Origin of the sequence: Pseudoalteromonas gelatinilytica (assembly GCF_001641615.1) — a bacterium.
Taxonomy (GTDB): Bacteria; Pseudomonadota; Gammaproteobacteria; order Enterobacterales; family Alteromonadaceae; genus Pseudoalteromonas; species Pseudoalteromonas gelatinilytica.
This window is the reverse complement of record NZ_LRRU01000017.1, coordinates 34,687-48,961: the sequence shown is the minus strand read 5'-3', so window position 1 is coordinate 48,961 and position 14,275 is coordinate 34,687. Positions and strand designations below refer to the sequence as shown.

The following is a 14,275-nucleotide window of genomic DNA, read 5'->3' as shown; positions in this document are numbered from 1 at the left end:
GAGGTTATTGTGGGATTACTAGTAAATGGCCAATGGCAAGATAAATGGTACGACACCGATAACAATCAAGGTGAGTTCAAACGTGAGGCAGCCCAGTTACGTAACTGGGTTAGCGCAGATGGCAGTGCAGGGCAAAGCGGTGATGCGGGCTTCAAAGCTGAAAAAGATCGTTACCATCTTTATGTCTCTTTAGCTTGCCCTTGGGCTCATCGCACTTTGATTTTTCGCCATTTAAAAGGCCTTGAAGATTATATTAGTGTGTCGGTTGTAAGCCCTGACATGTTGGAGCATGGCTGGACCTTTGATAAAGATAATCACAGCACAGGTGATGCACTTTTCGATAGCGACTTTATGCATCAAATTTATACGCGTAACAAAGCAGATTATTCAGGTCGTGTTACGGTTCCCGTGCTTTGGGATAAAAAAACGCAGCGTATTGTTAGTAACGAATCTGCTGAAATTATCAGAATGTTTAATAGCGCGTTTAATGGCTTTACAGGTAATGAACGCGACTTTTATCCGCAATCGTTGCGCTCTGAAATTGATGAAGTTAATGAGTTTGTTTATCACAATATTAATAACGGGGTGTATCGTGCTGGCTTTGCGACAACGCAAGAAGCTTATACAGAAGCCTTTGATAATCTCTTTGCCGCTCTAGATAAGATTGAGCAACGTTTAACAGCTAATCGTTATTTAGTGGGTGACACACTGACAGAGGCCGACTGGCGTTTATTTACTACTTTAATTCGCTTCGACAGTGTTTATGTGGGCCACTTTAAATGTAATTTGCGTACTATCGAGAGCTATCCGGCGATCAGCAATTATTTGCGTGAGTTATATCAAGTTGAAGGTGTAAGTAAGACCGTTGATTTTTATCATATAAAACGTCATTACTATTTTAGCCACACCATGATCAACCCAACTCAAGTTGTGCCAAAAGGGCCTGATATAGACTACGCTCGACCACATAATCGTGGTTAATAGACCTGATAACTAACAGTTTAATGGCTTGATTAAGCTGTTAGTTATAGCTATCCATGACCATGCGGATGGTGTCGATGCCAAACATCACCTTTTGAATAAATGACTCTGAACTTTTCACTAAATTAAAGTTAGGGTGCTGAGACCAAACAGCTTGTAGTTTGTCATCAAGCAATATGGCTTGTTGATCAGATTCGTTTCTGACTGGGTTATTAGAATGAATACTCTGCCCAGATTTAGCAGCCGTTTCAAAAAAGATCACTGCATCATACTGGTTAAGTTCGATTTCTAGGCTGGTGTTTAAACACTGAAAAAACTCATCTTGTTCACCAGGCCAGTAGGCAAGGCCATCTAAGCTACCACGATCGCAAAGCATTAAACGATCTGGGTGCATGGTTCGCTGAATATGTTCAAGGTGTTTTTGTAAGCTGAAGATAGCTTGTTGATGGGCTTTGATAAGATGAGCTGAATCGCCTCGTTCTATACCACCACTGAAAAGCATGGTCGCAGACTCTGGCACCACGACAATTTGTTTTGAAAACTCACGTCTTAATAAATCGATGGCTGTTGTTTTACCACCACCAGGTCCGCCTGTTAATACAATCCTTTTTTTCACCTTAGGTTTCCACAAATAGCTAGTGTGTGTTTAAAGTAATGAAAATGGCTGGAAAAGAGAAGTAAAATGCACACTTTACATGATAAAGATCACAACAAACGCAGTAACCAGCTAAAGCGACCAATTTGTTTCAGTTTGCTGCTTTTTGGCTGTGGATCATTGAGCGCTTCGTAGCCCATACCCGCCGTAAAGGCACTGGCAATACCCACCTTACTGACAGCAAAACGTTTCAGGCGGTAATTAAATGCTTGATGATGCTGGCGTTTAAGCTCATCTTGTAAATCCATTTGATGACTAAGCTCACTGACTTTGTGTTGTGGCTTATTGATAAAATAATCAATTAACATCATTCATCCTTATTTATATTCAGTAATTGACGAACGCTCTTGAGCGTATGATCAAAACCAATTTTACTGCTGACATAACCAATGTTTTTCCAAAGCCATGTAAGACAAAGCAATTGCAAAACAATCAATGAAACAGCAGATAACCACAATGATTGGCTAAAGCTAAATATCGCGATACCTACAGTGGCAAGTAAGCCAGCCCATAGCAGCACTAACCCCCCAGCAAAACAGACGAGTAAGATAATCGTTAAGGCGAGTGAGCGTGTTGATAAGCGCCACTCCGCTGCGGCAAGCTGTTTGCAAAGCCCCGTTTGCTTGCGGTAGTCAATATAAAGCTGTTTGGCATAGTCAGATAATTTGGCAAGATGATCTTGCCACTGATCAGCGTTTAACGGCTGATCATTGGCATCTTGCGTTTTCTCATCTGTAGATTGAGAAGATTGCATAACGATTACTTACGACGAATAAGTGCGGTTACTAGCATGCCTGCTGCAAATGCAATACCTGCTGTCGCAAGTGGGTTCTCTGATGCAAGCTTACGAGTTTTACCACTGTACTCATTAATTTTAGCGCGTGCTATAGCTTGCTTTTCAGAAAGCGTTTGAGCTGAGCTCGATGCACCTTGACGAACACTGTGCTCAGCACTTGCTGCACGCGATGATAATGCATCTACAGCGTGGTGTGCTGCTTCTGTTGCTTTTTCTGTGAATGGCGCCTCTACTTGAGCCGCGTTCGAGTGTGCACTGCCATTAGTTGCTGCGCTTGAGTTCGATTTTGAAGTTGCGGTAGTCATAATCATTCCTTAAAAATTGCCATTTAATTGGTAGTTAACCTGTCGCAACCTTCATACCAAATAGTAAAAGTTAATTTTTTCAATGCGTTATGTTTTTAAATCAGCCGTTGGTTGGAGAATGCTCGTAACTCTTGCAGGGTGATTAAGTAAAAATTACAGAATAAGAAATTTTTGTAATTATTCATTGGTCATTCATTAACCATTTTTCCCTAATACATAGCCAAGAAAATAGGAAAAAAATTTTTTTTCGATGTTTACCACTTTTTCCCACGTAATTCATAGGCTTTGCCCGAGCCCTTATTTTTTCTGGCTTCACAAGGCGCTTATGATGATCTGCTTACTTGACAAAAAGGCTTGTCAAGCCCTAAACTGGAGCACTGTGGTAAAAAGTGGTTTTTAGTGGATCAAACTGGATCGGAAATAATCATTAACGATTAATAACCTAATTTTTAAGGCAAGCTATGTTTCGGGGTGCGAGCTCTCTGAGTTTGGATGATAAAGGACGCTTTGCGGTACCTACAAAGTACCGAGATGCGATCTTGTCTGAAGATCAGGGAACGGTTATTTGCACTGTAGCCTTAAACGAACCGTGTTTGTGGTTATATCCGTTAGCAGAATGGCTCGAAATTGAAGAACGATTATTAAAAATTTCGAACATGAATCCACGCGCTCGCCGTATGCAACGTATGTTGCTCGGTAACGCTACAGAGTATCAACTAGATAAAAATGGCCGAATTTTGCTGGCGCCGTCGTTACGCGCACATGCAGAACTTGGAAAAAAAATCATGTTGGTTGGCTTGATGAACAAGTTTGAAATTTGGGATGAAGATCGTTGGCATGAACAAATGCGCCAAGATACTGAAATTGAACGCCTAGGCGATTTTGAGGCGAATCCTGAATTTGATAACTTTTCACTCTAACCACAATAATAAAAAGGCAAAAAATAGCTAATGACAGCGCAATTTGAACATGTCTCTGTACTGATGGACGAAACCATAGATGCTTTGGATATAAAACCCGAAGGCATTTACATGGATGGCACATTTGGTCGCGGTGGACACTCTGGACAAATTCTTGCGCGATTAAGTGAGCAAGGTCGCTTACAAGCGATTGACCAAGACCCACAAGCTATTAAAGCTGCCGAAAAATTTGCTGATGATGCACGTTTTTCGATTGCTCACACTCGCTTTTCAAATCTTAAAACGGTTGCCGAAGATAACGATTTAATCGGCAAGGTTGACGGTATTCTGTTAGATATCGGCGTTTCTTCACCACAGCTTGATGATGCTGAGCGTGGCTTTAGTTTTATGAAAGATGGCCCGCTTGATATGCGTATGGACCCAACCAGTGGTCGCAGTGCGGCACAATGGCTAGCAGAAGCTGAACTTGAAGATATTACTCATGTGATTAAAACCTACGGCGAAGAAAAATTTGGTCGTCGTATTGCTCATAAAATTATTGAAACACGTGAGCATACACCGATCATCAGCACTAAGCAGCTTGCTGACTTAGTCGATGAAGCGGTGCCAGTGAAAGATAAACATAAACACCCAGCTACACGAACATTCCAAGCGATCCGTATTTATATCAACAGTGAGCTTGAAGAAATTCAAACTGCACTGCAAGCCGCTGTTGAGGTGTTAAAACCTGGTGGACGTTTAGTGGTTATTTCGTTCCACTCGTTAGAAGATCGCATTGTTAAGCAGTTTATTAAAAAACAGAGTAAGGGAGAGGCGATACCCAGAGGTCTGCCTTTGACGGACGCACAAATAAACAAAAACCTGACGTTAAAGGCAGTGGGTAAAGCCATTAAGCCAAGTAAGGCGGAAATTGAAGCGAACCCGCGTTCACGTAGCTCAGTGTTAAGGGTAGCTCAGAGGTTGTAATGAAAGCTAAAGCGACACATCGCCAACCCAATTTATTTATCGAGATTTTTAAAGGCCTAGGAGCTAATAAGCTGACCTTGGCCTTGTTGGTTGTGATCCTCGCATCAAGCTTGAGTGTGGTTCAGGTGACGCATTTAGCGCGTCAGCAGCTGATAACACAAGACAAATTATTGCAAGAACGCGATGAGCTCGATTTAGAGTGGCGTTACTTGCTCGTAGAAGAAGAGTTTTATTCGCAGCATGCGCGCATTGAAGAAGTAGCAACCATGCAATTAGAAATGAAACGGCCAACCAGCCAAGACGAACAGGTGGTAATACTGCGATGAGAAGCAGAGGGAAAAAGCCAACTAATACCTTAATCACATGGCGCTTTTTGCTTGTGTGCTCTGTGGTGTTTTTAGTCTTTATGACGCTGGTTGCGCGTGCCGCTTTTTTACAAGTGATTGAACCGGACAAAGCCCGTTCAGAAAGTGATAAACGTACTGTACGAGTTGAAAAACAACATGTGCAGCGTGGCATGATCTTCGATCGCAATGGCAAAGAATTGGCAGTGAGTGTGCCTGTAGTGAGTGTGTATGCTGATCCTAAAGCGCTACATAAATCACTGATCAGTAAAGTTCTTCGTCAAGCTCGCAAAAACGGCGAAGACCAACAAGCACTTGCAGAAAACACAGTTGAATTAGATAAACGTATTGCTGCTTATTACAGCAATGATATTCGTTGGCGTGAGCTTGCTGATGTATTACGTATTGAACCTAGTAAAATTAACTCTCGCCTACGTGATAACCCAAAACGTCGTTTTGTGTATCTAAAACGTCAGGTTACCCCTGCCGTTGCTAACTATATTGGTGACCTTCGTTTACCAGGTATTCATTTGCTGGATGAGTCAAAACGTTATTACCCAGCTGGTGAAGTGACAGCTCATGTTATTGGTTTCACCAACATTGATGGTCATGGTATCGAAGGGATTGAAAAGCTGTATGAAAAATCGTTAACCGGTGTTGAAGGGCAACGTACTATTCGTAAAGATGCGCAAGGCCGTGAAGTCGAAGTGCTCGATGAACGTGAGCGTGTAGAACCAGAGAACATTCATTTAAGCATCGACCAGCGTATTCAAGCAATTGCCTACAAAGCGGTAAAATCAGCCGTTTTATCGTACAAAGCGACCTCAGGCTCGGCTATGGTTGTAGATGTTAAAACCGGCGAAGTGTTAGCCATGGTGAACAGCCCGTCGTTTAACCCAAATAACTTATCAGATGCAGCTCCACATAAGCGTCGCAACCGTGCAATTACCGATTTGTTTGAGCCTGGCTCAACTGTTAAGCCGCTAGCCATTTTAGCTGGTTTAGACTACGGCACAATTCAACCGGATTCAATCGTTGATACTTCTCCTGGCTGGATGCGCGTTGGCGGAAGCCTAGTACAAGATACCCGTAATCACGGCAAGATGACGTTAAGAGAAATCTTAAAGTATTCAAGTAATATGGGTGTAACAAAGGTGAGTCAAGAACTACCAAAAGACTACTTTGTTAGCCTGTATGAAAAAGTCGGATTTGGCAGCGACAGTGGCACGGGCATGGTTGGTGAAAGCAGTGGTTTATTTTATCCAAATCGCCGCTGGTCAGATCATGAAATTGCCGCATTATCATTTGGCTATAACCTCGCTGTAAGCACCGCACAAATGGCGCGCTTTTATGCGATGTTAGGTTCAGGTGGCGTGATGCGTCCGCTTACGGTACTTAAACAAGAGTCAATTCCTGAAGGTGAGCGAGTTTTTCAGCAAAAAGACGTTGAAGCTGTTGTTCACATGATGGAAAGCGTGTTTGAGAAAGGCGGTACCGCACAAAAGGTTCATGTTGATGGCTATCGCGCAGCAGCAAAAACAGGTACTTCTAAAAAAGCCGCGGTAGGTGGTTACGGTGACGAGTACGTCGGCTATATTGCTGGCCTTGCACCAGCGAGTAACCCACGTTTAGCGGTAGTAGTAATGATTAACGAACCGGGTGGAGATGTTTATTACGGCGGTGCGACGGCAGGTCCTGCATTTGCAGAGATTGTCTCCAATGCCTTAAGAATTCTCAACGTTGCACCGGACAAAGATGCGGTTGCGTACGTAGAAGGCAAAGATAACGATGCGTGATTTAAAACCGATTCTTAATCATATTGATGTTGAGGCCAATAGTTTAGTGGTCAATCAACTACGTCTTGATAGCCGAGATGTCAAAGCTGGCGATGTGTTTGTTGCCATAAAAGGCCATCAACTCGATGGCGGACAGTTTATTGAAAAAGCCATTGAAAATGGTGCGGTGGCAGTCATTGCCGACCGTTTATGTGAGTTCGAAAGTGATTTTGAACCACTTTATCTAGTAACCGATTTAGCGAAAAAGCTGCCTGCACTTGCAGCTGCTTTTTACCAACAGCCATCAAAGCAGCTGGATTTAGTGGGTGTGACAGGCACCAATGGTAAATCGACTATCACAGCGATGATCGCGCACTTAGCGCAGCACTGTCATAAACGTGCAGCTGTGATTGGTACGCTTGGTTATGGGCATCCTGATAACCTGACCGAGCTGGCAAACACCACACCATCGAGTGTTGATTTACAACGTATTTTATCTGAGCTTGTTGCAGAGCAGAATGATGTTGTGGCTATGGAAGTTTCATCTCATGGCTTAGTACAGCAACGTGTTGAACAGTGTAAATTTAAAGCTGCAGTGTTTACTAATCTTTCACGCGATCACTTAGATTATCATGGCACGATGGATGCCTATGGTGATGCGAAGTTGATGTTAATGCGTGACCATATGCCTGAGCTTGTAGTGCTTAATCAAGACGATGCGCAAGTTGAAGCGTGGTTAGATAAATACGACTTTAATAACCTGATTTGTTATGGGCATAAAAATTTACCACCTGAAAACGCACGTTTTGTTTATTTCAGTGATGTAACCTATGATAACGCCGGTATTTCGGCGAAGTTCGATACTAGCTGGGGACAAGCTGAAGTTAACAGTACGCTATTTGGTGAATTTAACCTCTATAACTTAGCCGCTGCAATGGCCACTTTATTAGGTATGGGTTACCCACTTAGTTTACTTGTTGAAGGGTGTAAAACATTACAGCCTGTAGCAGGGCGTATGCAGGCATTTAGTGCGCCAGGTCAACCGACTTGTATTGTTGACTATGCCCACACTCCTGATGCATTAGCACTGGCATTACAAGCATTGCAAAAACATGTTCCCGGTGGCGTGAGCTGTGTGTTTGGCTGTGGTGGCGACCGAGATAAAGGCAAGCGCCCGATGATGGCAAAAGCTGCTGAAGGTAATGCAGACCGTATTATTATCACCAGTGATAACCCGAGAAGTGAAGACCCAGACGCTATTATCGCAGATGTAGTTGCAGGGCTTGAACAGCCTGAACGAGCACATTGTGAAGCAGACCGCGCACAAGCTATTAGCTATGCCATCGCACAAGCGGGGGCTGATGATGTCATTCTTATTGCAGGTAAAGGCCACGAAGACTATCAAATCATTGGCGACCAACGAATCGACTTCTGCGATCGTCAATATGTACAACAACAATTAAAAGAAAAATCGCAAGGGGCGCAGTTATGATCCCTATGGATTTTGATTGGCTAGCAAATGTTCTAGCAACCGATTACCAAGGTGGTAATCAAACGGTAAAAAATATTAACACTGACACCCGCACGTTGTGCGACGGTGAAGTGTTTTTAGCGCTACAAGGGCCTAATTTTGACGGGCATAAATTTGTTGCGCAAGCAAAAGAAAAAGGGGCGATAGCTGCCATTGTAGCGCGTCCTGTTAATGTCGATATTGTGCAGTTTGTGGTCAGTGACACACGTATTGCGCTTGGCCAAATTGGCGCCGCTGTGATGGCACAGGTCGCACCAAAAACAATTGCTATCACAGGTAGCGTTGGTAAAACGACCGTTAAAGAAATGTGTGCGGCGATTTTATCTGGTCACGGCGAAGTACTGGCAACAAAAGGTAACTTTAATAATGACATTGGTGTACCGCTGACATTATTACGCCTTGAACCACAACACCAATATGCGGTGATTGAGTTAGGTGCAAACCACATTGGTGAAATAGCTTACACCGTTGCAATGACAAAACCTGATGTTGCTGTGGTATGTAATGTTGCGGCTTCTCACTTAGAAGGCTTTGGCTCATTACAAGGTGTTGCAACGGCAAAAGGCGAAATCTATGACGGCTTAAAGCCTAATGGGGTTGCTATCGTCAATTGCGACAGCGACTTTGCCGATTTTTGGCTTGATAAATTAACTGAACGCAATGTAAAACGCTTTTCTACTAGCCAACAATTAGATTATTGGGCGGAAGATGTGGTGCTTGATGAACAAGCGCGCGCTTCTTTCATGCTTTGTAATAAAGATAAAAAAGTACCTGTTACGCTCGCATTACCGGGCAAACATAATATTGCTAATGCGTTAATTGCAACTGCCTTAACCACTGAGTTGGGTGTAAGCCTTGAAAGCGTTGCATCAGCGCTGGCGACCATGGGCGAAGTTAAAGGCCGCGTTAACGTCCTTAAAGTATCAGATACCTTGACGGTGATTGATGATACCTATAATGCGAATGTGCAATCGGTTAAAGCAGCAATTGATTTATTAAGTGATATGCCGGGTCGTCGTATTTTTGCGTTAGGTGATATGGGAGAGCTTGGCGAAGAAGCGCGCTTTTATCATCAACAAGTCGGTGAGTATGCACAGCAAAAAGGCATTGATGAGCTTTATAGCTTAGGCGTATTAAGTAAATCAGCCAGTGATGTATTTGAAAAGCCAAACCGCCACTTCTCAAGTCGTGAACAATTATTACAACAATTACAAAGTGTGCTTGCCCAATCGATGCAAAAAACCACGGTTGTTGTCAAAGGTTCGCGCAGTTCTCGTATGGAGCTAGTGGTCGAAGATTTAGTAAATAGCCAGCAAGATGGCAACAATGGAGTATCGTCATGTTAGTTTGGCTGGCAGAGTATTTAACACAGTATTACAGTGGCTTTAATGTTTTTTCTTACCTTACGCTGCGCGCGATTTTAGGTATTTTAACAGCACTGCTTATCTCACTTTATTTTGGTCCTAAGCTAATTCGTGCATTACAAAAAATGCAGATTGGTCAGGTGGTTCGTCACGATGGCCCAGAGTCTCACCTATCTAAAAAAGGCACCCCAACTATGGGCGGCATTTTGATTTTAGCGGCGATTTTTACTAGCACTTTACTGTGGGCAGACCTTTCAAATAAATATGTTTGGGCAACCTTATTTGTAGTGGGCTCGTTAGGTGTGGTTGGCTTTATTGATGACTACCGTAAAGTGATCCGCAAAGACCCTAAAGGCTTAATTGCGAAGTGGAAATACTTTTGGCAATCAGTGATTGCGTTAGTGGTTGCCAGTGCGCTTTATTTTACCTCGCAGCAAGGCAGCGAAACCTCATTAGTTGTGCCGTTTTTCAAAGACGTGTTACCACAACTTGGCTTGTTTTATATCGTGATGACTTACTTTGTAATTGTAGGTACGTCGAACGCGGTAAACCTGACAGATGGCCTTGATGGTTTAGCGATTGTGCCAACCATTTTAGTAGCGGCAGCACTTGCCATTATTGCTTACTTAACTGGTAACGTTAATTTCTCAAGCTACCTACATATTCCGCATTTACCGCTCGCCAGTGAGCTTGTGGTTGTGTGTACTGCGATTGTCGGGGCTGGACTTGGTTTCTTATGGTTTAACACCTACCCAGCACAGGTATTTATGGGTGATGTAGGCTCATTAGCACTGGGTGGTGCTTTGGGTATTATTGCGGTGCTGGTTCGCCAAGAACTGGTACTTATCATCATGGGTGGTGTGTTTGTAATGGAAGCATTATCGGTGATTTTACAAGTAGGTTCATACAAATTACGTGGTCAACGTATTTTTAGAATGGCGCCTATTCACCACCATTATGAATTAAAGGGTTGGCCTGAGCCGCGCGTTATTGTGCGCTTTTGGATTATTTCAATCGTGCTAGTACTTGCTGGCCTTGCGACATTAAAGATCAGGTAAATGACAGTAATTAACGAGATTAAAAACAAACAAATTTCAGTGCTCGGACTCGGTGTAACCGGTCTGGGCATTGTGCGTTTTTTATTGTCTCAGAATATTAAGCCAATTGTTGTTGATAGCCGCACAGCGCCGCCGGGTGCTGATTGGCTAAATGAGCATGCCAGTGAGTTAACGACTCACTTTGGTGACTTAGAGCAGGCAGACTTAGCCAGCAATGACATTATTATCATCAGCCCAGGTTTAAGCCTCGCTACACCCGCTGTAGCAAAGGCAATTGATGCTGGTGTTGAAGTGATTGGTGATGTTGAGCTTTTTGCTCGATTGACGGATAAGCCGATTGTCGCGGTGACTGGCTCAAATGGTAAGTCGACAGTGGTTACATTGGCGTTTGAAGTGCTTAAAGCGGCTGGTTATAAAGTTGGCCTTGGTGGCAACATTGGTACTGCGGTGCTTGATTTACTCTCGCAAGACTACGATGTGTATGTACTTGAGCTGTCGAGTTTTCAACTTGATACCACGCACAGCTTAAAAGCAAAAAGTGCCTGTGTCTTGAATGTGAGTGAAGATCACCTTGATCGTTACCCAAGCTACCAAGCATACATTGACTCTAAGCAAAGTATTTATAACGGCTCTGAACTTGCGGTAGTCAATGCCATTGATGTGGCAACGCACACTGCAAAGCAACCTCAAGTGAGCTTTGCACTTGCCAATGCAGATTTTGCCTTGGTTGAACATCACGGTGAGCAATACTTTGCAGCACACGGTAAACCTGTGTTGCCTGCAAGCTGTTTGCAAGTTGTTGGCTCGCACAACCAACAAAATGCGCTCGCGGTGATGGCGTTATTGAGCCCGTTTAGCATCTCTACAGCGCATTATCAGCAAGCGTTTAGTACATTTACTGGACTTGCCCATCGTTGCCAGTTTGTCGCCGAAATTAATGAAGTGAAATACTTTAACGATTCAAAGGCGACCAATGTTGGTGCGACTATCGCTGCGATTGAAAGCTTAGCTGATCAAGCAAAGCAACTAGTTGTGATTGCCGGTGGTGATGCAAAAGGGGCATATTTAGATGCCTTGAAGCCTTATTTAAATGACAAAGTGAAAGCGCTTATTTGTTTTGGTAAGGATGCTAAAGCACTTGTGGCATTAACCGAAAAAGGCCACCTAACCACCAACATGCTTGAAGCTGTGCAGTTAGCTAAACAGCTAAGCAGCAGCGGCGATATCGTTTTATTAGCACCTGCTTGTGCCAGCATCGATATGTATAACAACTATATGCAACGTGGCGATGACTTTGCGCAGTGCGTATTGGCGGAGGCAGTATGATCGCATTTGCTGACATCCGTGAAGCATTAACACCAAAGCAATCGCCACAACTTTATGATGTGCCGTTGCTGTATTGCATGTTTATGTTGATAGGTGTTGGTTTTGTGATGGTAACCAGTGCGTCAATGCCAACTGCCGAGCGAATTTTTGATAATCCGTACCACATTATTATTCGTCATAGCATGTTTTTAATCATGGGCTTTTTCTTGTTTTGGATTGCCACTAATGTGCCTATGGATTGGTGGAAACGCAGTAACGCTTATTTATTATTACTGGGTTTAGGTTTACTCGTTTTGGTGCTGATTGTTGGCCGTGAAGTGAATGGCGCAAAGCGTTGGATACCAATCGGCCCAGTTGGTTTTCAGGTAGCCGAGGCTGCGAAGTTGTATTTCTTTAGTTACATTGCTGGTTACTTAGTGCGTAAACGTGAAGAAGTGCAAGAGAACTTAAAAGGTTTCTTTAAGCCATTAGCTGTGTTTGGTGTGTATGCGTTTTTGATTTTAATGCAACCAGACTTAGGCACCGTGGTGGTGTTGTTTGTGACTACTGTAGGCTTACTGTTTTTAGCCGGCGCTAAGTTATGGCAGTTTTTTGGTCTTATCTTAACGGGTATAGCAGCCGTTGTGGTTTTGATTATTGCTGAACCATACCGTATGGCTCGTGTTACAGGCTTTTTAGAGCCATGGGAAGATCCATTCGGTAAAGGTTATCAGTTAGTACAATCGCTAATGGCATACAGCCAAGGTGGCTGGTTTGGTCAAGGCTTAGGTAATAGCGTACAAAAACTGCAATATCTACCAGAAGCACATAATGATTTTATCTTTGCTGTGATTGGTGAAGAGCTCGGCTTTTTTGGCGTAGTGAGTATCTTGATGGTACTCGGTGTGTTTGTATTCAGAGCCTTGCTGATTGGTCAAAAAGCGCTTAAATGTGGCAAAGAGTACGAAGGCTATTTTGCCTTTGCTATTGGTATCTGGTTTGCGTTTCAAACCATGGTAAATATTGGCGCAAGTGCAGGTATTTTACCAACAAAAGGCTTAACGCTACCGTTTATTTCGTACGGTGGTTCAAGCTTATTAATTATGACCATAGCAACAGGTGTACTTTTGCGAATAGATTTTGAGACAAAAATGGCGACTAAGCAGGCTACCTCTCGTGGAGGTAAGCGATGAGTAAAAAATTACTGGTAGTTGCAGGTGGTACCGGTGGCCATATTTTCCCAGGTATTGCTGTTGCTGACTTTTTAAAGCAACAAGGCTGGCAAGTTAGCTGGATTGGTACGCCAGATAGAATGGAAGCCACTGTGGTTCCTAAACACAACATTGAGATTGATTTTATCAATGTGAAAGGTGTGCGTGGTAATGGAATTAAACGCTTGATTAAAGCGCCATTTATGGTGATGAATGCGATTTTTCAAGCACGTAAAATTTTAAAAGCACAAAAGCCTGATGTTGTTCTTGCTATGGGTGGCTATGTGACCGGGCCTACGGGGATTGCAGCAAAGAGCTTAGGTATTCCTTTGGTTATTCATGAGCAAAATGCGGTTGCAGGTATGAGTAACCGCTGGTTAGCAAAGTTTGCCAATAAAGTGTTAGCCGCTTTTCCATCGGCTTTTGCAAAAGAACAATGTGAAGTGGTGGGTAATCCGGTCAGAGCCAGTGTTGCAAATGTCACCGCCAAGCAAACAACGACACCGATCAATGTGCTTGTAGTGGGTGGTTCACTTGGTGCGCAGGTACTTAATGAGACTTTACCTGCTGTATTCAGTGAACTTTCAGCGCTAACAACGCTTAATATATGGCACCAAACAGGTAAAAATAATGAACCGAATGTGACTGCGAGCTATCAACAGTTAGGATTAGCTGAAAATAGCAAAGTTGCTGAATTCATTGATGATATGGATAGTGCATATCAATGGGCCGATTTGGTAATTTGCCGCGCTGGTGCGTTAACGGTCAGTGAGATTGCCGCAGCGGGTCGAATGGCATTATTTGTGCCTTTCCCACATGCTGTCGACGACCATCAAACTGCCAATGCAAAATATTTAGTGACAGAACAGGCCGCGCTGATTATGCAGCAAAGCGAGTTCAACAAAACAGCGGTCGTTGAGTTATTAACACCCTACGTAAACGCACCAGAAAAAATTTCAACAATGGCAAGTAAAGCAAAACAACTTGCTATTTTAGATGCCACAGCCAATGTAGCAAAACGCTGTGAGCAACTAGCAGATAGAAGAGATTAGTAGTGAAAGAAA

15 protein-coding genes are annotated in these 14,275 nt (G+C 43.3%); 11 read left to right on the top strand and 4 right to left on the bottom strand.

Annotated features, from left to right (window positions below):
* The first annotated feature begins 9 nt into the window (after window positions 1–9).
* Window positions 10–981 carry a glutathione S-transferase family protein gene (locus NH153_RS07875; protein ID WP_063702630.1) on the top strand — a complete coding sequence of 324 codons (972 nt, stop codon included), beginning with the start codon at window positions 10–12 and terminating at the stop codon, window positions 979–981.
* Between the two features lie 40 nt (window positions 982–1,021).
* On the opposite strand, the gene NH153_RS07870 is transcribed toward NH153_RS07875, so the two are convergent.
* The 4 genes from NH153_RS07870 to NH153_RS07855 form a co-directional block, all read right to left on the bottom strand.
* On the bottom strand, window positions 1,022–1,597 hold the full coding sequence (locus tag NH153_RS07870) for an AAA family ATPase (RefSeq protein WP_240494361.1): 576 nt from the start codon (window positions 1,595–1,597) through the stop codon (window positions 1,022–1,024).
* Window positions 1,598–1,686: 89 nt separating this feature from the next.
* Window positions 1,687–1,947: a hypothetical protein gene (locus NH153_RS07865; protein ID WP_370625246.1), complete on the bottom strand. Its 261-nt coding sequence runs from the start codon at window positions 1,945–1,947 to the stop codon at window positions 1,687–1,689.
* On the bottom strand, window positions 1,944–2,390 hold the full coding sequence (locus NH153_RS07860) for a hypothetical protein (protein WP_063702624.1): 447 nt from the start codon (window positions 2,388–2,390) through the stop codon (window positions 1,944–1,946). The genes NH153_RS07865 and NH153_RS07860 overlap by 4 nt, the downstream gene beginning before the upstream one ends.
* Before the next feature lie 5 nt (window positions 2,391–2,395).
* On the bottom strand, window positions 2,396–2,737 hold the full coding sequence (locus NH153_RS07855) for a hypothetical protein (RefSeq protein ID WP_063702622.1): 342 nt from the start codon (window positions 2,735–2,737) through the stop codon (window positions 2,396–2,398).
* Between the two features lie 461 nt (window positions 2,738–3,198).
* Here NH153_RS07855 and mraZ point away from each other — a divergent pair, with 461 nt between their 5' ends.
* Genes mraZ through murG form a run of 10 tightly spaced genes read left to right on the top strand, consistent with a single transcriptional unit; the run spans window position 3,199 to window position 14,263 of the window.
* Window positions 3,199–3,657: a division/cell wall cluster transcriptional repressor MraZ gene (mraZ, locus tag NH153_RS07850; RefSeq protein ID WP_054552739.1), complete on the top strand. Its 459-nt coding sequence runs from the start codon at window positions 3,199–3,201 to the stop codon at window positions 3,655–3,657.
* A gap of 30 nt (window positions 3,658–3,687) precedes the next feature.
* Window positions 3,688–4,623 carry a 16S rRNA (cytosine(1402)-N(4))-methyltransferase RsmH gene (gene rsmH, locus NH153_RS07845; protein WP_063702620.1) on the top strand — a complete coding sequence of 312 codons (936 nt, stop codon included), beginning with the start codon at window positions 3,688–3,690 and terminating at the stop codon, window positions 4,621–4,623.
* Window positions 4,623–4,949, top strand: a complete 327-nt coding sequence (ftsL, locus tag NH153_RS07840) for a cell division protein FtsL (RefSeq protein WP_063702618.1) — start codon at window positions 4,623–4,625, stop codon at window positions 4,947–4,949. The genes rsmH and ftsL overlap by 1 nt, the downstream gene beginning before the upstream one ends.
* Complete coding sequence (locus NH153_RS07835) at window positions 4,946–6,763, top strand: penicillin-binding transpeptidase domain-containing protein (protein ID WP_063702616.1); 1,818 nt, start codon at window positions 4,946–4,948, stop codon at window positions 6,761–6,763. The genes ftsL and NH153_RS07835 overlap by 4 nt, the downstream gene beginning before the upstream one ends.
* Window positions 6,756–8,234: a UDP-N-acetylmuramoyl-L-alanyl-D-glutamate--2,6-diaminopimelate ligase gene (gene murE / locus NH153_RS07830; protein ID WP_063702614.1), complete on the top strand. Its 1,479-nt coding sequence runs from the start codon at window positions 6,756–6,758 to the stop codon at window positions 8,232–8,234. The genes NH153_RS07835 and murE overlap by 8 nt, the downstream gene beginning before the upstream one ends.
* Window positions 8,231–9,619, top strand: coding sequence for a UDP-N-acetylmuramoyl-tripeptide--D-alanyl-D-alanine ligase (locus tag NH153_RS07825; RefSeq protein WP_063702612.1), 1,389 nt, complete (start codon window positions 8,231–8,233; stop codon window positions 9,617–9,619). Before murE ends, NH153_RS07825 begins: the two co-directional genes overlap by 4 nt.
* Window positions 9,613–10,695, top strand: coding sequence for a phospho-N-acetylmuramoyl-pentapeptide-transferase (gene mraY / locus NH153_RS07820; RefSeq protein WP_063702610.1), 1,083 nt, complete (start codon window positions 9,613–9,615; stop codon window positions 10,693–10,695). Before NH153_RS07825 ends, mraY begins: the two co-directional genes overlap by 7 nt.
* On the top strand, window positions 10,696–12,021 hold the full coding sequence (gene murD / locus NH153_RS07815; protein ID WP_063702608.1) for a UDP-N-acetylmuramoyl-L-alanine--D-glutamate ligase: 1,326 nt from the start codon (window positions 10,696–10,698) through the stop codon (window positions 12,019–12,021).
* Window positions 12,018–13,193, top strand: a complete 1,176-nt coding sequence (gene ftsW / locus NH153_RS07810; RefSeq protein ID WP_063702606.1) for a cell division protein FtsW — start codon at window positions 12,018–12,020, stop codon at window positions 13,191–13,193. The genes murD and ftsW overlap by 4 nt, the downstream gene beginning before the upstream one ends.
* A complete protein-coding gene (murG, locus tag NH153_RS07805) occupies window positions 13,190–14,263 on the top strand; it encodes an undecaprenyldiphospho-muramoylpentapeptide beta-N-acetylglucosaminyltransferase (RefSeq protein WP_063702604.1) in 1,074 nt (357 codons plus the stop codon). Before ftsW ends, murG begins: the two co-directional genes overlap by 4 nt.
* Window positions 14,264–14,275: the final 12 nt, after the last annotated feature.